Raw genomic sequence first — 25,477 nt, forward strand, 5'->3', positions numbered from 1 at the left:
TTAACAATTTAGCCGATGATGGTGTCGTGTTGCTTGGGGCTTCATTACCGGGTGGTAGCGCAGCGCCTTACAATTTAGGAGACACCGCGACCCACGAGGTGGGTCATTGGTTGGGCTTGTATCACACCTTCCAGGGCGGCTGCCGCGGCGCCGGCGATTACGTGAGTGATACTCCCGCAGCAAGAGTGCCAAATTACGGTTGCCCTTCATCGCCAGTCGATAGTTGCAGAAAAGATCCTGGTTATGACGATGTATTTAACTTCATGGATTATACCGACGATGCCTGTATGTATCGTTTTACTGATGGCCAAATCCTGCGTGCTTTTGAGCAGTCAGATACTTACCGTAACCTGTCTGGTCTATAGCCCAATTGACCCCCGTCAGGGGCGCTCCCAGAAGGACCCACTCGGGTCCTTCTTTGTTTGAATCTGTTGTGTCGTACGCTAATGCTGGGTTTATCGGCTAGGTGGGCGTATCATAAGGTTTCATAAAACAACCGAGCACCTATGGCTAAAACACCAGGTAACAAAGACACAACGTCCGGCCCCGAACAATCAAGCACACGCAGGCCTTACAAGCGTAAGGTTAAGTCTGTATCCAATAAGGCGACCGCCCAAACGTATGATGCCGTGGAAGTTGGCGTTGACCCAAACGCGGCGCGTGAAGCCCAAAAATACGATAACCCCATTCATTCTCGCGAAGCATTGATTGCTTTGCTCACCGATATGGCAGAGCCTTTGAACGCGAATCAAATTGCGCGTTTAATTGATATTGATTCGCACGAGCAAATGGATGCCCTACATCGCCGCTTGCGAGCCATGGAACGCGATGGCCAGCTGATGGTGAACCGAAAGGGCGCTTACGGGATCGTGGAGCGCATGCATTTGTTGAAATGCCGCGTGATTGGTCATCGCGACGGTTACGGCTTTGCGAAGCCCTTAGATGATCCAAATCACGACGATTTATTTTTGTCAGCGCGGCAAATGGACAAAGTGTTTGATGGCGACGAAGTACTGGCCATGATCACGGGTGTTGATCGTCGCGGTCGCGCTGAGGGGAAGATTGTCGAGATTCTGGAGCGTAAACGCCAGCGCATTGTGGGCCGCTATGAATCTGACTCTGGCTTTGGCTTGGTTGTGCCCGAACACGCACGTATTACGCACCAAATTATCATTCCTGCAGGCTGTCAGGGTAATGCCAAGCATGGACAGGTGGTGACGGCAGAAATTACTGACTTTCCTGAGCGCGGCAAGCCCACCAAGGGGCGTATTGTCGAGGTGCTAGGCGATCACTTAGACCCTGGCCTAGAAATTGAAGTGGCGATTCGCTCGCACGATATTCCGCACGAATGGCCAGAAGAGGTGATTAACGAAGCGGGTCGTTTGGAGTTTGAGCCGCTGGATGAAGATAAGTTGCACCGCGTCGATTTGCGCGATCTGCCCTTTGTAACCATTGACGGCGAGGACGCCCGCGACTTTGATGACGCCGTCTATTGCATGTCGCGCCCTGGTGGTGGCTTTACCCTGTGGGTGGCCATTGCCGATGTGTCGCACTACGTAAAACCCGGTTCGCCACTGGATGGCGAAGCGGTGATTCGGGGTAACTCGGTGTACTTTCCGGAGCGGGTGGTACCAATGCTGCCCGAGGCCTTGTCGAATGGCTTGTGCTCGTTAAAACCGCATGTCGATCGCTTGGCCATGGTGTGTGAAATGGCGATTACACGCTCGGGCAACATTAAGTCTTATGAGTTTTATGAGGCGGTTATTCACTCGCATGCGCGCTTAACCTACACCGCGGTGGGCGAGGTATTAGAGAACGGCGAGTCAGAGAATGTTCCCAAAGAGCGCTATCAAGATATCGCGCGTCTGCATCGTCTATACAAAGTATTACGCACAGCGCGAGAAGCGCGTAAAGCCATCGACTTTGAGACGATAGAGACGCGCATATTATTTGACGAGCAGCGCAAAATCGCAGCAATTGTGCCGGTGTTTCGTAACGATGCTCACAAGATTATTGAAGAGTGCATGCTGGCGGCCAACGTGGCTACGGCCAACTTGTTCGAGGCCCACAAACTGCCCATTTTGTTCCGGGTGCACGAGGGCCCGAGTGGTGAGCGTTTAGCCAATTTAAGACAGTTCTTGGACGAAATGTTCTTGCAGCTAGGCGGTGGCGAAAAGCCTACGCCTGAGCATTATCACGACCTGCTTGAGCGCGTTAAAGACCGCGACGATGCGAGTGTGATACAAACCATGATGCTACGCTCCCTGAGCCAGGCGGTGTACAAACCGGATAATAACGGCCATTTTGGTTTGAATTACCCGGCCTATTTGCATTTTACTTCGCCGATTCGACGCTACCCCGACTTGTTGGTGCATCGTGGCATTCGGCACTTGTTGCGCAATGGCCAGAGCGCTCAGCATTTACGCCGCGTTGATCAGGCGCCGCCTATACCTAAAGAACACATTTTTCCCTACGACTTAAAAGCCATGCTGGGCTTGGGCGAACATTGTTCCATGACCGAGCGCCGCGCCGATGACGCGACTCGCGACGTGCAGTTGTGGTTGAAGTGCGAGTACTTGCGCGAACGAGTTGGGGATGTGTACAGCGGTGTGATTGCCTCGGTCACGGGCTTTGGTTTGTTTGTCGAATTGCGCGACCTTTATATTGAGGGTCTGGTGCACATTAGCTCGCTACCGGGTGATTACTATCGTTACGAGGCGGCACATCAGCAGCTGGTCGGCGAACGTAGCGGTAAAACTTTCCGCCTGGGTGGCAAGGTAACCGTGCAAATTGCGCGCGTTGATCTTGATGATAAACGCATCGATCTTGAATTGTTAAAAGCGAATATGCCCGATGCACCCTCGGGCGCCCGGCGAGCCCTAAAAAAGGCCTCAAAGTTTGACGCACCTGCCAAGCGAAAAGCGCGCGGTAGCAAAGGTCCAAAACGCGCGGGTGGTAACAAGGTGGCAAAAGGACGACGCAGCAAAAAATGAACCGTAAACAGACAGTAATTTTTGGTATTCATGCGGTCGAAAGTGCCTTAAAGCAGCGTCCACGTGATATTCGTGTGTTGCAATTGGTCGAGGGTCGTGACGACCGCCGTTTGAATGCTTTGGCCGACTTGGCGCGCAATCAGGGTGTATCTATCGAGCGCGTCAGTAAAGACACTTTAAAAGAGATGTCGTTGGGCCGGCATCAGGGTGCGGTCGCCGTTATGGCGGGCGCGTCGGTCGGTGGTGCAAAAAAAGAGCTATTAGAAGCAGATTTGCCCGAGCTTATCGCGCAACAAGACGGACCGGGGTTGTGGTTAGTTTTGGATGGCGTGACCGATCCACACAATCTTGGGGCGTGTTTACGAAGCGCCGATGCAGCTGGCGTTACAGCGGTATTGATTCCTAAAGATAAATCAGCCGATATTACGCCAGTTGTTAGCAAGGTGGCGTGCGGTGCGGCAGAGACTGTCACACTGGTGAAAGTCACAAACTTAGCCCGCGCGTTAGAGACGTTAAAGCAGGCCGGTGTCTGGGTTTACGGTATGGCAGGCGAAGCTCAGCAGACGCTGTATGATGTCGATTTAAAGGGTTCCGTGGCCATTGTAATGGGTGCCGAGGGCGATGGTCTTCGTCGCCTCACGCGCGAGACCTGCGATGGTTTGGTCAAGCTACCCATGCTGGGTAGCGTAACCAGTTTGAATGTGTCGGTGGCGACCGGTGTCTCATTGTATGAGGTGGTGCGCCAGCGCCGCGGTTAACGCTGAGCTGAACCCGTTAAAAAGTAGCGGTAAAGGACCGGCAGCACAATCAAGGTCAGTACCAAGGTGCTGAGCACACCGCCTACCATAGGTGCGGCGATGCGGCTCATGACCTCCACCCCCGTACCTTCGCCCAATAATATGGGCAGCATGCCTACGAAAACGCTGCTTGCGGTCATCAGTATTGGACGTACTCGGCGACTTGCGCCTTCGACAATGGCGTGGTTTAGCGCTTGAGTGTCTGAATCCGAGCTCGAAGTGCTGACAGCCTGCTGCAGGTACACCAGCATCAGTATGCCAATTTCGATCGAAAGACCCGCCAAAGCAATAAAGCCGACACCAACGGCGACGGATAGATTGAACCCGAGCCAGTAGAGTAACCAGGCACTGCCGACCAATGACAGTGGCAGGGTTAACAGTAACAGCAGCACTTCACGCATGGATCTAAACTGTACCAGCAATAGCGCCACGATAATCGTGAGGGTGATGGGAACAATAATTTTGAGTCGCTCAACAGCACGCTGCATGTATTGGTATTGACCAGCCCAGCTCAGCGTGTAGCCAGGGGGTACGGTAAGTTCTTGCTCTAATAGCGCCTGCGCTTGCTTAACATAGGACCCTAAGTCGGTGTCTTTAACATCGATGAAGATCCACGCATTGAGGCGCGCATTTTCGCTTTTCAGCATCGCCGCACCGCGTTCGTGCGCCACCTCGGCAATATCTTGCAGTTCGATCATGCCCTGGTTCGGTGTTGCTATTAACAGAGTTCTAAGGTCATCAAGGCTGTCTCTGTCACTCTGCGGATAGCGCACGTTCACGGGGTAGCGCTCGCGCCCCTCTGTGCTGTAGGCGATGGTTTTACCGCCCACCGCAATACTGATTTGTTGTTGCACATCGGCTGTGCTTAAACCGAAGAGTCCTGCTTTGATTCTGTCGACCCGAATATTGAGATAGCGCCCTGTGCTGGGACGCTCGGCATAAACGGATTCGCTGTGCTCTAGGGTTTTAAGAAGACCTTCAACGTCAGCCGCCACCGCCTGCAGTTGTTCTAAGTCTGGCCCCGCAACTTTCACGCCCACGGGTGTTTTGATGCCGGTTGCTAGCATATCGATACGCGTTTTGATGGGCATGACAAAAGCGTTGCTAAAACCAGGCAAATTTACCGCCGCTCGCAACTCTTGAATGATGTCATCTTTGCTGATGCCTTCGCGCCACTGCGATTTGGGTTTTAGCTGAATCACGCTTTCGATCATACTCAAAGGTGCTGGGTCAGTTGCTGTTTCGGCGCGGCCAGCTTTGCCGAAAACACGGTCGACTTCGGGCACAGTTTTGATCAATCGGTGGGCCTGCTGCAGGCGCAGGCGGGCTTCGCCGATCGAAATTCCTGGGTCAAAGGTGGGCATGTACATGATGTCGCCCTCGTCTAAATCGGGCATAAATTCGCTACCTAGCTGCGACATAGGCCACAGAGCACTGAGTAATATGAGCGCTGCGCCAGCAAGCGTAGCTTTGGGGTGGTGTAGCGCGGCCCTTAAAGTGGGGCGATAGGCGCGCTGCAACCAGCCATTGACGGGGTTTTGTGCGTCGCTGGGTATATTGCCCACCATCAGGTAGCCAATCAGCACCGGGACCAGCGTAATCGCCAAAAAGGCTGAAGCAGCCATAGCGTAGCTCTTGGTGAAGGCTAAGGGCCCGAATAGGCGACCTTCCTGCGCCTCCAGTGCAAAGACCGGAAAGAAGCTGACTGTAATAATGGCTAAGCCAAAAAATATGGCGGGTGCGACTTCGCTGACCGCGGCATAAACATGCTGCCATCGGGTTTCGCGTTCTAGGCGCTGGCCAGCGAGATGCTTGTGGAGATTTTCGACCATAACGATACTGGCATCCACCATGGCACCAATCGCAATAGCGATACCCCCTAGCGACATAATATTGGCGCTAATACCTTGGGCGTACATCAACAAAAAGGCCAGCAGCAGAGCAATAGGCAGACTGATAATGGCAACCAGTGATGACCGCAAATGAAATAAAAATACGGCACAGACCAAAGCAATGACGACGAATTCTTGCAGCAGCTTTGTTGATAAGTCGTCGATTGCGCGTTTAATGAGCTGTGAGCGGTCGTAAACGGTCGTTAAAGTAATACCTTGAGGAAGGCTTTGCTCGACAATGGCTAGTTTAGCCTTTACCGCCTCGATTGTTCGTTGGGCGTCGGCGCCAGAGCGCATAACGATAATACCACCGACTGCGTCGCCTTGGCCGTTTAGGTCGGCAACACCTCGTCGCGACAGAGGGCCGAGAGTGACAGTTGCGATATCTTTTACCAGTACGGGTAAGCCGTTTGCGCTTAAGCCTAGGGGGGTATTTTCGATATCGTCAATGCTGTCGATGTAACCCAACATCTGAACCATATGCTCGGCACCGGCTTGCTCAATGACCGAGGCACCGCTGGATTGGTTATTGCGTTGTACCGCCGTTGCAATGTGAGTAATAGGTATTTGCAAGCGCCGCAGTGCCTCTGGATCGACCACAATTTGGTATTGCTTGACCATGCCGCCCACTTTGGCGACTTCAGAAACGCCCTCTACCGATTGCAGCTCTTGTTTAATAAACCAATCTTGCAGGCGTGTGAGATCAGCCAAGTCGTGTTGGTTTGAACTGTCGGTAATGGCGTACTGGTAGATCCAGCCAACACCAGTGGCGTCGGGGCCAATTTGGGGTTGCACGCCGGGTGGCAGAATAGTCGATGCCTGGGATAGGTATTCGCTGATACGGCTGCGAGCCCAATACACATCGGTGCTGTCATCGAAAATAACGTAGACATACGAGTCACCCATGAACGAATAAGCTCGTACGGCTTTTGCCCCGGGAATTCCCAGCAGCAAGTTACTTAAAGGGTAAGTGACTTGGTCTTCCACCACTTGTGGTGCCTGTCCGGGAAAGGGTGTTTTTACGATTACCTGCACATCAGACAAGTCTGGTATGGCATCTACCGGGGTTCGCTGCAACGCAACCAGACCACCAAGTACGACAACAACGGTGGCCAACAGTACGAGTGCACGTTGTTGAATTGACCACGCAATAATTTTGTTAATCATGGTGGTCTCCATGCTGGTCGGTAGAGGTGTTGTGTTGGCTGTGATTATGGCGTGTCGATGTTGGTGTCACATCCGTTGAATTTTTGGGTATCGACTGGCCTTGATGGTCTGCCCCAGAATTTTCGTGGATCATAACCTCGGCAATGCCGTAACCGAACTCGGTGGCAGTGATGCGCATATGTACAGAGGTTCCCTGCTTCAACTGTGGCCAGAGGGTAGGGTCCAGAACCTCAAATGACATTGTCATGTCGGGCCACGACCATTCTGGTATCGGCTCATGATGTACCTCAACGAGCCCAAAATCGGGTGTGGCACTAATAATTCTGGCCATCACCCAGACGCCAGCGGGTTGCGCATCAAGCTGGCTACGCTCAGCCTCGGCGGCAATCAAGGACTCCGAATCCAGTAAAAACTGTCCGTTGGTAATCACACTGTCCCCCAACGCGAGTCCCGAGCGCACCTCAACTTGATCTTGGTAGGTGGCACCAAGCTCGACGTTAGCAAAGGTGTAGGCACCGTCTCCCAGCCATTTTGCGATTCGAGAAGTGCGTCCATCCGATACAATCGAGGAAGTAGGGACGGTCAAAATATCGCGAGTGTGAGTTGATCGAATTTCTAACTCGACAAACTCGCCAACCTGCATCTGCGCATTATCGATGGCAAGGCGAACAACCGGTTTACGACTGCGAGTATCCACAGTTGGGAGGGCATTGAGTAATTCGGCTGCGATTTTTTCAGTCTTGCCCTGCTTGGGGAGTACGAAGGCCTGGTAGTGTGACAGCGGCGTTGGTAATTCGTCAGCGTAAAGTTCCGCGGTAATCCAACGCTTTGACGGGTGCTGCACACCCAAGAGCGTTTGGCCCGATTTAACAAATTGCCCGGACGATACCGAGAGCGCAGCAGCAATGCCCCCGCGTTTCGCTAGGATGGGGACCTGTGTCAGCACCTGCTTGCGTTGCGCTATTTTTGCAATGGTGCTTTCGGCCACATCAAACTGCAGCAAGCGTTGTTTGGCCGCATCGTAAAGCGCTTGGTTGTTCTGATTTAGCGCCAGTATCAGATTTTCTTGGGCAGTGATCAGTTCGTGCGAATACAGCGTGTAAAGCACATCCCCTTCCTGAACGTATTGGCCAATGTCGGTGACACTTACGTTCTCAACCCAAGCGTCTAAATGGACCGTCTCGTTCCAGTAGGTGCTCTGATCAAATTCTACTACGCCCAGCGCTTTAACTGTCTCTTGAACCGAGGTTTGCGTTGCTTTGGCAATTCTGACGCCTAGGCTTTGTTGTATCGACGCGCTGATGCGTGTTAACCCAGAGTCGGAAGCGGCGTCCTCGTACACGGGGATTAGATCCATCCCCATAGGTGATTTGCCCGGTGCATCACGGCGGTAGCTGGGATCCATGGGGGCGACCCAATACAAAGGTTTTAGCTGGGTTGCGTCGCCAGTTTCAGACTGTTGCATGAGCAAGTAGGTTGCAATAACGGCGGTTGCGGTAATGACGCCCGCTGTCAGTAAATTAATTTTCATGGTGAGTCTCCGGTGAATCATGGGGCTCGGACTGCAGATAAAATTGCAGGTCGATCGTGGTTTTCCACAAAGCTATTTCAGCGTCGTTGAGTTTTAGTTGGTATTCATTGCGGCGCACTTGTGCATCCAATAGCTCCGTAAGTGCGCTCGCATTTTGCAGACTCTCGATCTCTAGGCTGGCAATTTGTGTTGCGCTCAAGGGCAATAAGTCATCTCGCAGGAGTGCTGTACGTTGTTGAAGCTCTGTAAGTTTTGCCTGAAGCGCCAAGGCGTCACTTTTAAGTTTGCGGGCGAGATAGCTGCGCTCAAAACTGGCGGCCTGACGCAAGGATTCGGCGCTTCGTAGAGCATAGTCTTGCCGCTTTGACTGGCGAATCGGCACATCAAAACTCAAGGCAATCGAGGCAAAGTCACTTCGATTAGTGCCGAGTGGAGAGTCGTCGCGATAGCCATAACTTGCCTCCAGAGAAAATTGCGGCTTGTAGGCATCTTTCGCGAGTCTGGTGTTAAGGTCGGCCGCGCTGAGTTTTTCGTCACTCATACGAAAGCGAGGATGCTGTAACAAAGATGCCTCTAGTTCTAGCGAGTCGGTTTTTATGAGAGTGCCCGCAAGGGTTGTTAGATGTGTTAGGCCCGTTGCGGGTAGTTTTTTGAATTGCTCTTCTTCGGAGCTGGGGCTCCAATATCGCAGTTTTTGGACAGTGGCTTGCTGCTCACCGAGTGCCATTAGCAATTGCTCGTCGAGCATTAAAATTTCAGTTTGCAGGCGCAGCAACGCGGATTGTCGAGCAGTAGCTGAGTGCTCGTAGGTGTTGATCTTGCTGGCATATAGCGTGTTCAAGATGGTTTTCTGCTCGTTGAGCAAGGCGATTTTGCGCTGTAACCCGAACATCGACAGCCAGTCCAGTCTGCTTAGCCGCAATACTTCGGCACGTCGCAGCTGCGTCTTTTGCCCTTGCTCTGCCGCCATCTGCTTACCCTGCTGATTTTTTAACTGGCGTGTGGCGAGCCGAGGTAGTGCTTGTTTGAGACCGACCGTGATTTGCGTCATAGGTTCCTGGTCAAATTCAAAACTGTCCACAGGAAGGTTGGCTATACCAATGCGAAGGCTTGGGTCGGGAAGAGAGAGGGGGTAGTTAGCCTGCTCAGTTTGGGCGCGCTCTTGGTGCGCACTTGCTTGCATCAAAAGGTCATTTCGCACTGCGTTCAGAGCGAAGTCCTCTAACGAAACCGATGGTTCGCACCAAGCGAAAGATGCGCTAACCAGAGCGCCAAAAACTGCGCTCATGCGGATGAAGTGAAAAATCATGGATTGCTCCAATTGTTAAGTGACCAACAGGGCAAAAAACCGAATGATTGGGTTCGGCAAATTGCAGGCGTAGTTATCCTGTCTAACTTAAAATTGGCGGTCTAAATAAGGTCGAACTTGGGTGGTGAGGCGCACCGGCGCGAAGAGGGCGAAAATACGTTTTGGGGGGCAGCGCCGCGTTACTGGAGGAAGCTGAAGTACTTGCGTACGTGGCCCCCGAGCATTGCGCCATTGAGCACTGGCTCATGTCGCCCTCGCAGCAATCGTGACTTTCGGGTTGGTGTCTTTGTGGCTCGTACACTGTTGGTTCAGCGTAGACGCTTAGCGCGGGCGCATGGTTGGCACCGATGGGCGTTGCGGTCTCTTGATGAGCGCTTACTTTAGCCGGCGTTGCATTTATTTCTTGGTCGTGACAATTTGCAGACACACCTTCGCTAAACTGCAAGCCAAAGCAAAGCAGCAGGGCGCAAACGGCTAATGTGTTGACGCGCAATTTGATCATAGGAGCATCATAATCCCAGTGCAGAACATTGCCAACACGCAGTGGTTTGCTAATCGTCTGTTTTTCTGTAAAAAAGTGGCATTATTACCCGCAACAGAAGTCGATTGCGGCGTTTTTTGAGTGTATCTTGCCGCGCTCGTGCAATACCCCAACCTCGATCCGAGAGGTGAATTATGAAGACCGTCGTTACACTCAGCTCACTCTTATTAGCAACCGCCTTGCTGCTCACCGGTCACGGCGTTCAAATTACGCTGTTACCGCTTAAAGGCGCGGGCCTTGGCTTGTCTGACACTGTTATTGGCTTAACCGGTTCGGCCTATTTTGGCGGGTTTGTGTTGGGCTGCTTTGTGGTGCCGCAAATGATCGGCCGTGTCGGTCACATTAGAGGCTTTGCGGTGTTAACTGCGGTGATAGTCACGGCTTTGTTAAGCATGGAATTATCGGGCTGGTGGCCTCTGTGGGCTTTGGCGCGGGGTGCTATCGGTTTTATGATGTGCGGCCTGTACACTGTCATCGAAAGTTGGTTGAACGACCAGGCGACGGATACCACTCGCGGTCGAGTGCTTGCCGCGTACACCTTTGTGGTGCTTATGGCCATGGCCTTGGGTCAGTTTCTGCTGTCCTGGATGCCGATCAGTACTGCGACCCCCATTATCGTGGCGGCAATGTTAATCGCCATGGCTATCGTGCCTGTAGGCCTAACACGACAATTGGCGCCTGCGCCGATGGCAACGACTCGGGTGAGTTTTGGTCTGTTGTATCGCCGGTCTAAAGTCGCTTTTGCCGGCGCGCTTATGTCTGGCTTGGTGACAGGAAGCTTCTGGACCTTGGGAGCCGTGTTTGCCAAGCGCTCGATGTCTGAAGTTAGCGACGTTTCGCTGTTTATCGCTGCGGCGATTATTGGTGGGGCGGTGGCGCAGTATCCAGTGGGCTTATTGTCGGATCGATTTGGACGCCCGCGTATTTTGGTGGCCTTAAGTGGCCTGAGTGTTGCGGTTTGCGTATTGCTGGCGTTGGCGGCCGAAAAAGTGTTGTTGTTGGGTTTGGTGACGGTGTTCGGCGCCGTGGCGATGCCGATGTATGCTCTGGCGTTAGCAACGGTAATCGACAAAGCCAGAAGCGGCGAGTTTGTATTGGTCGGTACGTCGGTGCTGCTGCTGAATGCGACAGGTGCTGCCCTAGCACCGCTATTCATCGGCCCCCTAATGGATGCAGCCTCGGTCAGTATGTTGTGGTGGAGCCTAGCGATAACCAGCGGCTTGATTGGATTTTATATCTTCATGCACCGTAGCGACCGTGAAAACGTCGCACCCGAAGATCAAACCCCGTTCAATATGGCGGCTCCTGAAATTGCGCCGACCGCCTTCGAGCTCGATCCTCGAGGCCCGGATTCTATGGAGGAGGCGATTGAACCCGCGGTCGAACGACCCGCCTTCGACGATCCGGAGGCCGGCGTACAAGCCGATAAAGCCTAGATTTATACGGTGTAAAACTCTCGCGCTGGCAATCCTTGCTATTGGCCTCAATAGGCTGTAAGCTTCGCGCTCGAAAATTTGCCCGGTCTATCCGTAGGCCGATCTCCTTGTCACACCGCAGAGAGTGGGTGGCATTAACCCGTAAGGAGCTTATCTATGCGACATTACGAAATCGTATTTATGGTGCACCCTGATCAGTCTGAGCAAGTCCCAGGCATGATAGAGCGCTATACTCAAATCATTGAAAAAGACGGCGGTAAAGTCCACCGTTTGGAAGACTGGGGTCGTCGCCAGTTGGCCTACACCATCAACAAAGTGCACAAAGCACATTATGTCCTGATGAATGTAGAGGCTTCACTTGAAGCAATGGACGAGTTAACCACTATCTTCCGTTACAACGACGCCGTTATCCGTAACCTTGTGATCAAAATGGACGAAGCTGATACTTCAGAGTCTTTGATTATGAAGGCGGAAAAAGAAAGCCGTGAGCGCAAGAATCGTTACGAAGAGCGTCGTGCTGCTGAAGCCGAAGCTGAGAGTAATGATGACGAAGATCAAGACGACAGCGACGAAGACGCTGACGACAAAGACGCTGAATAAGCGGTAGGAGAAGACCATGTCACGATTTTTTAGACGACGTAAGTTTTGCCGCTTCACCGCGGAAGGTGTAAAACAAATCGATTACAAAGATTTGGAAACCCTGAAAGCGTACATCACCGAAACCGGTAAGATCGTACCTAGCCGTATTACGGGCACAAAAGCAAAGTATCAGCGTCAGTTGGCAACGGCTGTTAAACGCGCACGTTACTTGGCTTTGTTGCCTTACACTGACTCTCACGAGTAAGTGATTGGCCCTTAAGTGGGCGGAGGGATGACGTGAAAGCGCTAGCCCAATTTGCAATGCGGGGCCAATGGCAGGCGATGTTTTTAACCATCGCAGGGGCCGGTAGCGCTCTGTTTTGTTGGGTGAGCGCAGCGATTATCGCTTTAGTGAGTTTGCAACAGGGCCCCAAATCGGGTGGTTATCTGTTGTTTTGGGCTTTGTTGCCCTCGGGTCTGTTAGTTTATGTTTATGGCGATGCAGGCCCATTGATGTTGTTAGTCAGTGCTTGGCTTATGGCCAGTGTTTTGCGCCTGAGTGGGAGTTTGAGCACGGCATTGCTTAGCGCGGTGCCAATAGGTTTAGTCAGCGGTGGTGTTGTAGTTCTGTTTGGGCAGGGCTACTTAGAGCAGCTGGTGGCCTTATTCGATTCGTTCATCGCAAGTGTTGAACAATCGATGCAAGGTGGTGCGGAGATCGGGTTTGATCGACCCACCACCCTGCAAATTGCCGGCATACTGGCACTGTCGAATGCCTTTGCGGCATCGGCGACGATGTTGCTTGGCGCCTACTGGCAGTCGTCTTTGTATCGCCCTGGTTTGTTTGGGCGTGAGTACGTAAGAGCGGTAGTGCCGGCTGCAACAGCGATCGTGTTGGTGGTGTTTGCTGTCGCGATGGTCGTTGCGGATATGGCAAATGGCAGTTGGGCCGCGATATTTTGCGTGCCTTTGGTGTTTACTGGCTTGGGCTATGTGCATGCACGTGGACGAGCAAAACACAAAGGCAAGGGCTACTTTACAGGCTTCTATGCGCTGTGGGTGGTCTTTGATTTTATTAAGTTGGCGGTGGTAGGAATTGCCCTGCTGGATAGTGTTATGGGGTTGCGGAAACAGTTTTTACCCAGTGATTCACAGGGTGAGAGCGATAAAACGCCAACCGACCACGACAAAGATTTATAAACGAGGGCAAGCCCTCAAAAAGAGGTGAGTTATGGACGTTATTTTACTTGAAACAGTGGGTAACTTGGGTGGCCTAGGCGATCAAGTATCGGTAAAAGCCGGTTTCGGTCGCAACTACTTGTTGCCTCAGGGCAAGGCAGTTCCAGCGACAGCTGAAAATGTCGCCGAATTCGAAGCCCGCCGCGCCGAGCTTGAAGCCGCTGCTGCTGCTGCATTGACTGCTGCTGAGAAACGCGCTGACGCGATCAATGGTATGGGTACTGTGACCATTACCATGAAAGCGGGCGACGAAGGCAAGCTGTTCGGTTCTGTAGGTACTCGTGATATCGCCGAAGCAGCAACTGCCGCTGGTACTGCGATCGACAAATCAGAAGTTAAGTTGCCAGAAGGCGCATTGCGTGAGATCGGCGAATACGAAATCGCTATTCAGGTACACGCCAATGTTATGGCAACACTTACTTTGGCGGTTGTTGCCGAGTAATGCTTCTTCGGGCGTCGTTGTGGCGCCCGTTAAAGGTAAGGTCGCGCCTGCCGAGCAACGGCAGGTAGGCTTTGCTGCCCCTTTTACCTTCCCCTCATGTTTGCACTCGCCCTTCGCTGCTTGTTGAGCTCATTGCCACACTGGCAAGACGGCCGAAAGCCCATTCTCTGTCCGCGGTCTGTTACGCGATGAGGCGATGTAGTGGTTTTTTTAGACTGAGAACTCAGGTAGGCTATCGTCTTTTACTGATCCGCATCCAATATGTCTGAATCCGATTACGATGACTATCCACCGCCCGAGGATTACGCACCGGGTGGAAGTTATGCTCCCGATCGTGAGCTGTCGCGCATCAAAATGGCGCCGCACTCGATTGAAGCGGAGCGATCGGTACTGGGTGGTTTGTTAATTGCGAATGATTCTTGGGACAGCGTTGCTGAGGCGGTGACAGCCGCAGATTTTTACCGCCATGATCACCGTTTGATTTTTAGGCAGATTGCAAAGCTAGCCAATGAAAGTGATCCCATCGACGTCATCACCCTGTCAGATCGACTGGCGGCAGCGGGCGAGCTCGATTCAGTGGGCGGACTTGCCTATATTACGGAATTGGCGGCCGATACACCCAGTGCCTCTAATATTCGAGCGTACGCTAAGGTTGTCCGCGAGCGTTCGCTTCTTCGTCGACTGATTGAAACAGCACAAGATATTGCTGAAGCGGGGTTTAATCCCGAGGGTCGATCAAGTGAAGAGCTGATCGACGAAGCCGAACATAAAATCATGCAGATCTCTGAAGACGGCATGAAAAGCGGCGGCCCTCAAGAGGTAAACCCGCTGCTGTCTAAGGCGCTGGAGCGCATCGAAGAACTATTTCATTCGGGTGGCGACATCACGGGCTTATCTACGGGCTTTAAAGACCTCGATAAGATGACCAGCGGCATGCAGCCGTCCGATCTTGTGATCGTGGCCGGACGACCTTCGATGGGTAAAACGTCGTTTGCTATGAATTTAGTTGAACATGCGGTTCTAAATCAGAAAAAGCCCATTTTGGTTTTTTCAATGGAGATGCCCGCCGATCAATTGATAATTCGTATGCTGTCGTCGGTTGGGCGCATTGACCAAACGCGCATTCGTAACGGGAAACTGGAGCAAGAGGATTGGCCCAAGCTGTCGGCAGCTGTGACCAAAATGAAGGACGTGCCTCTCTTCATAGATGACACTCCGGCCTTAACGCCAACCGAACTGCGCGCTCGAGCTCGACGTTTGTCCCGCGAGCATGGTCAGATCGGTATGATCATGATTGACTATTTGCAGTTGATGCAAGTGGCCGGTAAAAGTGAGGGGCGTACCGCCGAGATTTCCGAAATCTCTCGTAACTTGAAGGCTATCGCGAAAGAATTTAACTGCCCGGTGGTGGCGCTATCACAGCTTAATCGCTCGCTCGAGCAGCGTCCCAACAAGCGTCCAGTCAACTCGGATCTTCGTGAAAGTGGTGCGATCGAACAGGATGCAGACGTTATTATGTTTATTTATCGTGACGAGGTTTACAACGAAGACTCGCCTGATAAAGGTATTGCCGAGGTGATTATCGGCAAGCAGCGTAACGGTCCTATCGGCACCTGCCGCTTAACTTTCCAAGGCCAGTACACGCGCTTTGATAACCTGGCGTTCGACAGCTATACGTACGACTAGGTCGGTTTTTGACAGTGGGGGGTCAATTTTCGCCTCATCCAATTAGGGTTTGGCTCGGTCTTGAATTTATGCCCATAATAGAGGCGTAGTTCGTGCACGCTCACACAACAATAAAACGCTCTTGAAGCGGGGAGACTATCGTTTGAATACACATCGTTTATCACCGTCTATCACCCGAGCCTTTGCGATAGGCCTAACGTCTTTTTTGGTCGCTTGCTCATCCAGCAAGCCGCCAGTCGCGGAGGTCCCTGCCGTACCGGCAAATGTTACTAAAGCGCGCGTTATTGCCGCAGACCAAGAGCCTGGTAACTGGATGGCGCACGGTCGCACTTACTCCGAGCAGCGCTATAGTCCTCTTAACCAAATCAACGCTGAAAACGTGAAAGATCTTGGTATGGCCTGGCACTACGATTTGGGCGATACGCGTGGTATCGAAGCAACTCCCATCGTTGTGGATGGTGTGATGTACGTCACGGGTGGTTGGAGCAAAGTGTTTGCACTGGATGCGAAAACAGGTGAAGAGATTTGGACCTACGATCCAAAGATGGATAAAGCCTGGTTCGTCAACATGTGTTGCGATGCGGTCAACCGTGGCGCTACCGCGTGGGAAGGCAAAATTTATTCGGGTGTGGGTGATGGTCGTCTGATTGCTATTGACGCGGCGACGGGTGAATTGGTCTGGGAGGTACAAACCACGCCCAAAGACCGCCCATACTCTATCACAGGCGCACCTCGCGTGGTCGATGGCAAGGTGATCATCGGTAACGGTGGTTCGGAACTCGGCGTCCGTGGTTATGTGACGGCTTACGATGCCAATACGGGCGAGCAGGTGTGGCGCTTTTATACGGTGCCGGGTAACCCCAACGAGCCCTTCGAGAATGCCATTCACGAAGAAACGGTCAAAACCTGGAGCGGCGAGTGGTGGACCGTGGGCGGCGGTGGTACCGCTTGGGATTCGATTGCTCACGACCCTGAGCTCAACCTAGTTTACATCGGTGTCGGAAATGGCGCGCCCTGGAACCGCATGTATCGCAGTAATGGTACGGGCGACAACCTGTTCTTGTCGTCGATTGTTGCGCTAAACGCAGATACTGGCGAATACGTGTGGCACTATCAAACAACGCCGGGTGAGAGCTGGGACTATACTGCAACGCAGCACATGATCTTAGCCGACATGGAGTTCGATGGACGGATGCGTAAAGTCATTATGCAGGCGCCCAAAAACGGCTTTTTCTATGTGATTGATCGCGAAACCGGTGAATTTATCTCTGCCGAGAAGTACACCATGGCTACCTGGGCGACGCACGTAGATCCCGAATCTGGGCGCCCCGTAGAGGCCCCTGAAGCGCGTTATGAAGAAACCGGTGTGCCGAACTTTCAGTTCCCACACCCCTTGGGTGGTCACAACTGGCACCCCATGTCGTATAGCCCCGATACGGGCTTGGTGTACATCCCCGCGCAGGAAATCCCCATTGTGTATGGGCACGACAGTGATTACGAGTACAACTCGAAAGGCTGGAATGTAGGTGTTCGTTTTGAGTTAGCGGCATCGCCTGATGATCCTGCCGTGCGTGCACAGTTAGGTGCGATGGTTAAGGGGTATATCACCGCTTGGGATCCCGTAACGCAAACAGAAAAATGGCGCGTGCAGCATCCAAATATGTGGAATGGTGGTTTGCTCAGCACGGCGGGTAACCTTGTATTCCAAGGTAATGCTGAGGGCGAGTTTGTTGCCTATACGGCTGACAGTGGTGAACGCTTGTGGTCAAGCTACGCGCAAACCGGTGTGGTGGCCGGTCCTGTGACCTACACCGTAGATGGCGAGCAGTACGTCGCTGTTGCTGCTGGTTGGGGTGGTTCGTTCGCGATGGTCGGCGGTGAACTCGCTAAACGTAGCAAAGGTTCCACGGCTCGTCCTCGCGTGCTGGTCTATAAGTTGGGTGGTACGCATGAACTCCCCCCTGAACCCACGCCCGAGCAAATGGCTGTGGTGACGCCAATTGAGCAAATTGGTGACGAAGCTATGATCACCGAAGGCTTGAAGCAGTACATGGCAAACTGTCATATGTGTCACGGTGACCGAGCGGTATCAGGCAGCTCGGTACCCGATTTGCGCATGATGTCTGAGGCAAGTTGGGAGCTGTTTTATCCCATTGTCCAGGGTGGGCTACGTCATCAGCAGGGTATGGTCGGTTTTGGCGACCGCCTAGATAAGGCACAAATTGACTCTATTTACGCCTACCTTGTGAAGCGCCGTAACGATCTGGCGGCAGGTATTGATTAGCGTTTGCGAATCAGAGTTTAACGCAAGCCCCTGACGCGTGTGTGCCAGGGGCTTTTTTGTATCAAGTTGCCAAGTCACCGATTGATTCCTAGGCTAGCATTAGGTTATGTTCCGTGACTCTAGTAATGACACAGTAAGTGACACAAGGTGCTTTCATGAACGTTGAAAACGATGTTTACCCCCATCGCCCAGGAAGCATCAAGATGCTTCAAGAGCCTGGGCCCGACGGGCCAATTTACATGGTTAACTTGCTGAAATTCCGAGCGCGGGCTGAATATAAAGATGGCCGAGAAAGCGCACTCACGGGAAGAGAGGCCTATAACTTGTACGCCACCGAAGTGACGCAGGTGATTCAACAGCACGGCGGTAAGATTTTATTTTCGGCAGACGTATCGGGCCTACTGCTTGGCCATGTCGATGAACTTTGGGATGCCGTGGCAATTGCTCAGTATCCGAATCGCGCTGCTTTAATTGCGATGTCGATGTCTGAGGCATTATCCGAGCCCAGTAAACATCGTGAGGCCGGTCTGCAGGGTCAGCTTAATATCGAGACAGTAGGTACTGGCTTGTTTGACTGAAAGCTGTGTTTACGTTGAGAAATGGGTGGGGGGAACAGGTCTGATGAAAGTTAAACGTGTTGGGTTTTTGGTGGGATGCATTGCATTCGTGTTGTTCGGACTCTGGTATTTCCGGCTTCCGTTGTTGCTGCAGCTGGTGACCTTGCAATCGGCCCGAGAGTATCGTGACTTGCCAGCGGCGCCAGAGTTGGCTTGGCAGCAAGGTCCTGCAGAAGCAAACGAGCGGGCCTCCGAAAGGAGGCCTAACATTGTTTTGATTGTTGCCGACGATTTAGGATTTAACGATATTTCGACCTTTGGTGGTGGCATCGCAAATGGCGCCGTGCCCACACCAAATATTGATCGTCTAGCAGCGGAAGGTGCCGTTTTTGAGCAGTCGTACTCCGGTGCAAGCACTTGCGCACCGTCGCGCGCAATGATGATGACTGGGCGTTATCCCACTCGCACAGGCTATGAGTTTACACCTACACCTCCTGGCATGGCCTCTATTGTCAGCCGCTTATACAACCAGATCGATTCTTTTCCAGAAGCTTATTATTCTCAGGATCTTGAAGATCAACAGCCGGATTTTCACTCAAAAGGGTTACCCACGGAAGAAGTGACCGTGGCGGAGGTATTGAAGCAGCAGGGTTATTACACTGCTCACATTGGTAAATGGCATTTGGGTCGAACCAATGGCATGGACCCGAATTCTCAGGGTTTTGATGATAGCTTGTTGATGCAAAGCTTTCTGTTCTTGCCGCAGGATGACCCCCGAGTGGTGAATGCCAAGCTGGACTTTGATCCGATCGACCGATTCTTGTGGGCTAAGTCGGGCTTTTCCGGATCATTCAATACCGTTAACGAACAACGTTTTAAACCCAAGGGTTACTTAACCGATTACTGGACCGACGAGGCCATACGGGTCATTGAAGCAAATCAGAACCGTCCGTTTTTCTTGTATTTAGCTCATTGGGGGGTACACACACCCTTACAAGCAACCAAAGAAGACTATGAGGCCGTGGGTGATTTACAGCCGCATCGACTCAGGGTCTATGCAGCGATGATACGTGCTTTAGATCGATCGGTTGGACGCGTGCTGGATGCACTAGACCAGAGAGGACTGTCCGAAAATACCCTAGTCATATTTACCAGTGATAATGGCGGTCCAGGCTACATCGGTCTTAGCGACATCAATAAGCCCTTTCGGGGTTGGAAAATCACTCAGTTCGAGGGTGGCATCCGCGTGCCCTTATTCTTGCGTTGGCCTCGGGCCATTGAGCCGGGTGTTAGGATCAATACTCCAGTAGCTCACATCGATATGATGCCGACGATTAGTGCCGCGGCACAGGCATCGCTGCCCGGCGATCGTGTGGTTGACGGTATGAGTGTCTTGCCACTGTTGACTCAGGCGGGGCGAGAGAACTGGTCACGCGATACCTTGTTTTGGCAAAATGGTCAGTATCAAGTGGTGCGCCATGGCGATTGGAAGCTGCAGGTAAATTCCCCCAAGTTGACCGAGCCTAAGCAGTGGTTGTATCACTTGGCCGAGGACCCTTACGAGATTAACAATCTCGCGGCCCGTTATCCGGACAAAGTCAGGGAGCTATCGAAGTTACTGTTAGAGCACAATGAAGATCGCATGCCGCCGTTGTATCCGGCGACCACGGAATTGCCAGTACTCATTGATAAGACCATGGCCGATACCTACGAGGAGGGCGATGAGTATGTTTATACCCCAAATTGAAAACGACATAAGAGAAGGTTGGGTAACAGGTTAATTTAAAAAACGCCTTAAAGTGTGAAGGTAAGCATGTCTTAGTGTGTCGCCTGACGGCATTGGCTTCTTATTTGAGTGGCGAGTAAATTGTGGTGGAGGGCGGTTCGAGCCTGTAAACGCCCCTGTCGGCGAGGCGCCACCCCCTTGCAGCGTGCTGGTCGGCGGAGTTCGTGCTAAGAAGCACCACCTATAACCCTTTATTCACCAAGTTTACGTCACTGCTACCCGCTGGAAGCGAGAACAAGACGCCGTCTTGACCAATGGTGAAGTTTTCAAATACGTCTTGGGCGCCGTTTAAAAATAGTGTTGTCTGCCCGGGCGCAACCAAAGGGGGCACGATGTGGTAGTAAAGCAAATGTTTAACGCCCGCCTCTTTTGCCGTTTCGGCCGCATCCATGGGACTGGCGTGATAATCGGGTATATCGCTTGTGACTTTGGCGAGTACCTCAACCCCTTTACTCACGGCGGCATTATTCATTAGCTGGACGAGGTTAGGAGCCAGCGCCTCGTGGACCAGTAAGTCAATGCCTTTAGAGTGCTGAATGATGGTATCTGATTTGACTGTATCGCCGGTGATTAATGTTGTGCGACCTTTGTAGGTAAATTTATAGCCAACGGCCGGGTCTACTGGCGAGTGATCGACCGAAAACGTCTCGATTTTAAGATCGGGAGTTTCGATTAACACCAAGGACGCCCCCTCTTTCGGCTTGTCGAAGCTGTTGGCTTGCATCCCCGCACCGCTTAAGGGCGCTACGCTGTCGCCGTGGTGTGCGTGGCGATAGACGGTATCAAGCTGATAGGCCATGTTAAAGCCGTTAACGATATTTTCGAGGCCCGTGGCGCCGTAGACAGGCAGCGGGCTTGTATTGGCATCATTCACCCAACGTAGTGTGGCCAATTCACCGAGGCCATCGATGTGATCGGAGTGGAAATGCGTGAGGAAGACGGCGTCTATGCCGCCAGGTTGCATACCCATGCGAATCAAGTTGCGTATGCCATCGGTGCCAGCGTCTACCACAAACAGCTGGCTACCCGCGGCGACCACCACACAGGGTCCTGACGCTTTTGGAGCAGGTAGGGGACCTCCGGCTCCACACAGGCCGACCTGAAGGCCGTCGGGTAGCTCATTGAGTACATTTCGGCCCATTTGCTTGTTCATCCCTGCTTCGAGAATGCGCTGCGCGATCGTTTCTTTTTGTAGTGCCACGATAAAGCCGGTGACGACTAAGAGGGCAACAATAATGCCTTTTTTCATTTTCAGTTCCTTTTGACCCACGGGCGCTAAGATGTTGGCCAATGTTATGCCACAAACAGGCCTGAGCCACAAGCAAGTGCTGGTCGCTGCTTTTACTTAAAAGCATGGTAAAGTGTCGCACCGCGGTTAGGGCCCAGTATGAACTTATCTTTTGATCTAATGTTGACCATTTGGGCGGGTGTCGCCGTCGCCTCTGTCCTGCGTGCATTCACTGGGTTTGGCTTCGCTCTGGCTGCCGTTCCTATTTTTATCTGGGTGCTGCCACCCTCGCTGGCGGTGGTCTTAAGTGCGTCACTGGTATTTGCGACTAGCTCCTTGCGTTTTGGTGCATTTAAAAAAGCTTTACCCAAGCGCAAGATCAGCGGATTACTAGTGACTTTGGTCGTCTTCTCGAGCGTCGGTGTCGTATTTTTATCGTCACTGGAGCGCTCGCAGTTTCAGCTGCTGGCGGGTGTGATTTTGCTGATTGCTTGCCTTTTGCTGGTATTTAGCAGGCGGTTTTCATTTTCGGGAAGCACTTTTAAAGACCTGTTTACTGGCTCCGCCGCGGGATTACTCAATGGTCTGCTGTCGATGCCAGGGCCGCCTTTGATTGTGTATGTGCTGGCTACTGAAAAAGATCCTGCCCAAAGTCGCGCTCTGCTAATGACCCTGCTCTTGGTTTCGGCGGCACTGGCGCTAGTCAATTTTACCTGGATGGGTTTTGTCACTATCGACAGCCTTTGGCTGTTTTTGCTGGCTTGGCCCGTGATGTTGCTGGGCGACCGCTTGGGCAACCACTGGTTTGCCAGCTATGGGTCTCAGCAATACCGTCGCGTAGCCATCGGCGTGCTGGTGTTGATCGCGTTATCTTCTGTTGCATCTGGCATAGGGCGGCTGTAAATTGGCGCCTCACATGCAATTTATGACATACAAATGACAAAACCTGCAAATCTCTTGGAAATTGACGGTCGTCGTCAGCGCAGCGAGCGCAGTAAGCAAGCCATTATTGATGCAATGGCTGCTATGATAGAGGAAGGGAACCTTATCCCTACTGCGCAACAAGCATCCGATCGCGCGGGCGTGGGGATTCGGACCGTCTTTCGTCACTTTTCGGATATGGAAAATTTGTTTTCGATTGCCGACACTCAGCGTCGCGCGCATATCGAAGGCCTATTTGCTGGCGGCGATCGTCATGGTTCTGTCAGTGAGCGCATTCAAAAATTGGTTGATTATCGCAGCGAACAGTATGAATTAGTGGCTAATATTGCTCGGTCATCGTTGGCACAGCGCTGGCGCTACAAAGCCCTGCACGAGAACTACGCTCGGTATCAGCGGGCTTTGCACAATGACAATTTTGACTGGTTGCCCGAACTAAGGTCTTTGCCCAAAGCGTTACAAGATTCGATTGAGGCGCAGCTCTCTTTTGAACACTGGGATCGTCTGCGTGATCATCAGAACCTAGGTGCCGACGCGGCCAAAGCCGCTATCGCAGAGACGCTTGCGCGCCTTCTAGGGGCTTAGGCGTTTTCTATGTGGTCAATGATTTGAGCAAAGCGCCACAGCCGATCTTGTCCCCACGCCTGAGCGATTACCTGGCCCTCGGGTGAAATGAGTCGGAAGCTGGGCACACCCCAACTGCCCCAGGAATACATGTCTTGTCGGTTTTGCTCTAGCGCGTCGCCCCAACCGGGTTTGTCTAGATAGGTTTCGGCCTCTTTCCAATGCAAACCGGCGCGCTCGCATATCTTTTTCAAGCCGCGATTTGAGAGCGAGTTGATGCCCTCACAGAAAGCGCCATCCATAAAGCTTTTTAAGTATTCGCGCTGCAAGCCTTGCTGTATCGCCAGCGGATAGATTGAAAAGCCGCGAATGACCCCTTCGCCGATGGGGTCGTAAAAATTGCCGAAGCCCACTTTATTTAGCGTTTTCGCTTCACGCGCGCAATCGCTCATGATGTAGGCCCCTTTAGTGCGAGTGAGCGTTACTCCCCGCATGACCATAGGCAAGACGGGCTTTAACACCAGTTCGACACCTGCTCGATCTGCGAGTGCGCAGACGGCGTCAAAGCATATGGCTGAATAGGGTGATCGCAGGCTCGGGTAGCATTCTAGTTGGTAGCCATGACTTAATGTTTGCTGGGGCAGCGTGCTTGCTCTCGGAAATAGAATGTCTCCGTAGACTCCAAGCGCCTGCAGGCGCTGCTCGAGGTGATACAAGCGGTCAACCCCCCAATACCATTCGCCTTCGTAGTACAACATGGCGCCTGCGTAGTGGCCAAGTTCTTGCTGGTATGTCGAGCCGTCGGTGATGGCTGCTTCTGCTGCAGCTAACGCATCCCCGTCGTAAGTGGCATTCTCGAGTTCGCCCGACCAAAGTGAATCGCCTAAGTCGATAAGCTCGTCGATGGGGCGAGCCCCATTTTTCACGAGAGCGCTGGCTCTAACACTCGCGGCTTTAAGGGCAGTATCACTGGGTACGTAATCGCCAGCCTTAAACTGTAATCCGTAACCTGGTGCTATAAAAGCCGCATCGGTTCGTGATAGCGCAATTAACAATTCAGGCTCTGGATTGTTATTGCCGGATACCCCCCGAGTTAAGTGTGCCGTAAATCTTGCTGATGTGTTGGCTTGAACGAGCTTAAGTGCCTGCATTAGTAAATGTGAATAGGGGTCATCCACCTGGTAGAACACATGAACATGGTGATCACGTCTGTCGCGCCGTCGAAGCTGTTCGGCGCGTTCGCGTTTTTTGGCAAGATGCTTGTCGCTGAGACGGCTTTTAAGGACCTGTCTCTGCAAAAGGCGAAACAGGCGCGATTGCGTGCTGGAAGAAGCACCGCTTTGGCGAGTTATGTTAGGTTCTGACATGGCGCTTGGTACCCGTTGATTTTGTTATGGCCAAGAGTGTGCCATAGGTGCCCAATCCAACATAGTGCAAAGACTGGAGTTTACAGCTGGGTCTTTGCCTTGAGTTTTGCTAAAAGCGCTAGCTGCGCTTCTTTACCCAAAGGTTCTGGCGAATGAGGTTCAGGTGCGGGTAAGGCAGGAACTTCGAACGATTCCCCCTGAAGTACACGTTCTAGGTATTTTTGATAGTGCTGCTCAAAGGCCTTGAAAGCTTTGGCCTCGGGCTCGTTCGTTAGTATGAACCATCCGGCATCGCGCCCTGCTAGGTACACGATTGGGTGACTCCAGCTCTGGCTAGCCTTGGGTGAAGGCGCTTGGCAGGCCTGAAGATAGGCGCTGTGTGCATCGGGTAACCCCAACTCACCAAGTTGAGCGACACACTGTTCATGCATGCGGCTGAGGGTTGGCAGGTACTCACTTTTCTCGATGGCGCTTTTCGCAGCTTGCAACAATATCCTGACGGGATACTTGTTGAGTGACTCAAACCACAACTTTTTGACTTGTTTGACTTGGTCGGCGTCAGGGTAAGCTGAGTAGTACTGGTTGTGATAGTTTAGCCGAAAGAGAGCAAAAATTTGGTTGATGGCTTCGACATATTCTTCGCGCGGAGGCTGTGAACTGCTGGACGCATGGGTAGGCTCGGGGAGGCTTTTACCCAGCGACTCAATCTGGTCGGCGATGTCGCTAATCGATTTTTTGCTCATTTTTTTCGTCTCTATTGCGCCCAAGATGTATCGCTAAGATCCTCGCTCAGGCTGCGACCTCGGGTACTGCTTGTCGCCTCGCTGGCCAATTGATGCTGTTTGGCCCAGTGATACTTTACGTGCTGCAAGAACTTACTGTTCCATGAGGTTTGGAGCTGGTTTGAGTCTCGCCAAAAAACAATAAATTCGGGCAGTAAGTCGTTGGCAAAGTTAGCATCAATATGCGACAGCTTTAAAATATCATAAACATCGCTACTGGGGGTCCAATCGGCAGGTATGCGCGTTGGCTCGGTGCTGTGCTTGATCGCAGAAGTGTAGCGGGCCCATTGCAAGCGGATGTGCTGAATGAATCGAGAATTCAATTCTTTAGGGTGACTTCCGCGTTCTTTCCAGTACA

At 52.4% G+C, this 25,477-nt stretch carries 21 protein-coding genes; 14 read left to right on the forward strand and 7 right to left on the reverse strand.

The genetic code is table 11. The features are described 5' to 3' along the window. From ACTF5Z_RS01395 to rlmB, 3 genes are all read left to right on the forward strand, one after another. Positions 1 to 365, forward strand: a 365-nt coding sequence (locus tag ACTF5Z_RS01395; protein ID WP_438984210.1) for a M43 family zinc metalloprotease, incomplete at its 5' end; no start/stop codon positions are given. A 141-nt stretch (positions 366 to 506) separates the two neighbouring features. After that, positions 507 to 2,993 (forward strand): ribonuclease R, encoded by a 2,487-nt coding sequence (gene rnr, locus ACTF5Z_RS01400; protein ID WP_438984211.1) that lies wholly within the window; start codon positions 507 to 509, stop codon positions 2,991 to 2,993. Continuing rightward, the gene (gene rlmB / locus ACTF5Z_RS01405; protein ID WP_438984212.1) at positions 2,990 to 3,751 is read left to right on the forward strand and encodes a 23S rRNA (guanosine(2251)-2'-O)-methyltransferase RlmB; all 762 of its coding nucleotides are present in this window, start codon (positions 2,990 to 2,992) and stop codon (positions 3,749 to 3,751) included. The genes rnr and rlmB overlap by 4 nt, the downstream gene beginning before the upstream one ends. Here rlmB and ACTF5Z_RS01410 read toward each other — a convergent pair. From ACTF5Z_RS01410 to ACTF5Z_RS01420, 3 genes are read right to left on the reverse strand one after another with little or no spacing between them, the layout of a single operon-like run. After that, positions 3,748 to 6,849 carry an efflux RND transporter permease subunit gene (locus ACTF5Z_RS01410; RefSeq protein ID WP_438984213.1) on the reverse strand — a complete coding sequence of 1,034 codons (3,102 nt, stop codon included), beginning with the start codon at positions 6,847 to 6,849 and terminating at the stop codon, positions 3,748 to 3,750. The two genes, rlmB and ACTF5Z_RS01410, sit on opposite strands and share 4 nt — an antisense overlap. Next, a complete protein-coding gene (locus ACTF5Z_RS01415; protein WP_438984214.1) occupies positions 6,842 to 8,380 on the reverse strand; it encodes an efflux RND transporter periplasmic adaptor subunit in 1,539 nt (512 codons plus the stop codon). The genes ACTF5Z_RS01410 and ACTF5Z_RS01415 overlap by 8 nt, the downstream gene beginning before the upstream one ends. Further along, positions 8,370 to 9,689 carry a TolC family protein gene (locus ACTF5Z_RS01420; RefSeq protein WP_438984215.1) on the reverse strand — a complete coding sequence of 440 codons (1,320 nt, stop codon included), beginning with the start codon at positions 9,687 to 9,689 and terminating at the stop codon, positions 8,370 to 8,372. Before ACTF5Z_RS01420 ends, ACTF5Z_RS01415 begins: the two co-directional genes overlap by 11 nt. Before the next feature lie 675 nt (positions 9,690 to 10,364). Between ACTF5Z_RS01420 and ACTF5Z_RS01425 the strand changes: the two genes are divergently transcribed. The 9 genes from ACTF5Z_RS01425 to ACTF5Z_RS01465 all read left to right on the forward strand — a co-directional run bounded on the left by ACTF5Z_RS01425 (position 10,365) and on the right by ACTF5Z_RS01465 (position 20,200). Further along, positions 10,365 to 11,666 (forward strand): MFS transporter, encoded by a 1,302-nt coding sequence (locus ACTF5Z_RS01425; protein WP_438984216.1) that lies wholly within the window; start codon positions 10,365 to 10,367, stop codon positions 11,664 to 11,666. 156 nt (positions 11,667 to 11,822) lie between these two features. Then, positions 11,823 to 12,266 carry a 30S ribosomal protein S6 gene (gene rpsF, locus ACTF5Z_RS01430; protein ID WP_009576604.1) on the forward strand — a complete coding sequence of 148 codons (444 nt, stop codon included), beginning with the start codon at positions 11,823 to 11,825 and terminating at the stop codon, positions 12,264 to 12,266. A gap of 16 nt (positions 12,267 to 12,282) precedes the next feature. Next, positions 12,283 to 12,510 carry a 30S ribosomal protein S18 gene (gene rpsR / locus ACTF5Z_RS01435; RefSeq protein WP_009576605.1) on the forward strand — a complete coding sequence of 76 codons (228 nt, stop codon included), beginning with the start codon at positions 12,283 to 12,285 and terminating at the stop codon, positions 12,508 to 12,510. A gap of 32 nt (positions 12,511 to 12,542) precedes the next feature. Beyond that, positions 12,543 to 13,445 carry a hypothetical protein gene (locus ACTF5Z_RS01440; RefSeq protein ID WP_423850345.1) on the forward strand — a complete coding sequence of 301 codons (903 nt, stop codon included), beginning with the start codon at positions 12,543 to 12,545 and terminating at the stop codon, positions 13,443 to 13,445. A gap of 31 nt (positions 13,446 to 13,476) precedes the next feature. After that, complete coding sequence (rplI, locus tag ACTF5Z_RS01445) at positions 13,477 to 13,926, forward strand: 50S ribosomal protein L9 (protein ID WP_009576607.1); 450 nt, start codon at positions 13,477 to 13,479, stop codon at positions 13,924 to 13,926. Positions 13,927 to 14,187: 261 nt separating this feature from the next. Beyond that, positions 14,188 to 15,612 carry a replicative DNA helicase gene (gene dnaB, locus ACTF5Z_RS01450; protein WP_423850344.1) on the forward strand — a complete coding sequence of 475 codons (1,425 nt, stop codon included), beginning with the start codon at positions 14,188 to 14,190 and terminating at the stop codon, positions 15,610 to 15,612. Between the two features lie 142 nt (positions 15,613 to 15,754). Then, the gene (locus tag ACTF5Z_RS01455) at positions 15,755 to 17,896 is read left to right on the forward strand and encodes a PQQ-dependent dehydrogenase, methanol/ethanol family (protein ID WP_423853166.1); all 2,142 of its coding nucleotides are present in this window, start codon (positions 15,755 to 15,757) and stop codon (positions 17,894 to 17,896) included. A gap of 155 nt (positions 17,897 to 18,051) precedes the next feature. Further along, positions 18,052 to 18,474: a DUF1330 domain-containing protein gene (locus ACTF5Z_RS01460; RefSeq protein ID WP_423850642.1), complete on the forward strand. Its 423-nt coding sequence runs from the start codon at positions 18,052 to 18,054 to the stop codon at positions 18,472 to 18,474. A gap of 43 nt (positions 18,475 to 18,517) precedes the next feature. Continuing rightward, positions 18,518 to 20,200, forward strand: a complete 1,683-nt coding sequence (locus tag ACTF5Z_RS01465; protein WP_438984217.1) for a sulfatase — start codon at positions 18,518 to 18,520, stop codon at positions 20,198 to 20,200. Between the two features lie 220 nt (positions 20,201 to 20,420). Here the strand turns inward: ACTF5Z_RS01465 and ACTF5Z_RS01470 are convergent, their stop codons facing one another. After that, positions 20,421 to 21,488: an MBL fold metallo-hydrolase gene (locus ACTF5Z_RS01470; protein WP_438984218.1), complete on the reverse strand. Its 1,068-nt coding sequence runs from the start codon at positions 21,486 to 21,488 to the stop codon at positions 20,421 to 20,423. A gap of 138 nt (positions 21,489 to 21,626) precedes the next feature. Here ACTF5Z_RS01470 and ACTF5Z_RS01475 point away from each other — a divergent pair, with 138 nt between their 5' ends. Then, on the forward strand, positions 21,627 to 22,370 hold the full coding sequence (locus ACTF5Z_RS01475) for a TSUP family transporter (RefSeq protein WP_438984219.1): 744 nt from the start codon (positions 21,627 to 21,629) through the stop codon (positions 22,368 to 22,370). A 33-nt stretch (positions 22,371 to 22,403) separates the two neighbouring features. Then, the gene (locus tag ACTF5Z_RS01480) at positions 22,404 to 22,991 is read left to right on the forward strand and encodes a TetR/AcrR family transcriptional regulator (RefSeq protein WP_438984220.1); all 588 of its coding nucleotides are present in this window, start codon (positions 22,404 to 22,406) and stop codon (positions 22,989 to 22,991) included. Here the strand turns inward: ACTF5Z_RS01480 and ACTF5Z_RS01485 are convergent. The 3 genes from ACTF5Z_RS01485 to ACTF5Z_RS01495 form a co-directional block, all read right to left on the reverse strand. Continuing rightward, on the reverse strand, positions 22,988 to 24,337 hold the full coding sequence (locus ACTF5Z_RS01485; RefSeq protein ID WP_438984221.1) for a DsbA family protein: 1,350 nt from the start codon (positions 24,335 to 24,337) through the stop codon (positions 22,988 to 22,990). The genes ACTF5Z_RS01480 and ACTF5Z_RS01485 overlap by 4 nt on opposite strands. Before the next feature lie 80 nt (positions 24,338 to 24,417). Further along, positions 24,418 to 25,080 carry a replication protein P gene (locus tag ACTF5Z_RS01490; protein WP_423850385.1) on the reverse strand — a complete coding sequence of 221 codons (663 nt, stop codon included), beginning with the start codon at positions 25,078 to 25,080 and terminating at the stop codon, positions 24,418 to 24,420. An 11-nt stretch (positions 25,081 to 25,091) separates the two neighbouring features. Then, positions 25,092 to 25,477: DnaT-like ssDNA-binding domain-containing protein (locus tag ACTF5Z_RS01495; protein ID WP_438984222.1), on the reverse strand; the 386-nt coding region annotated here is incomplete at its 5' end.

The organism is Aequoribacter sp. (genome assembly GCF_965659035.1).
Taxonomy (GTDB): Bacteria; Pseudomonadota; Gammaproteobacteria; order Pseudomonadales; family Halieaceae; genus Aequoribacter.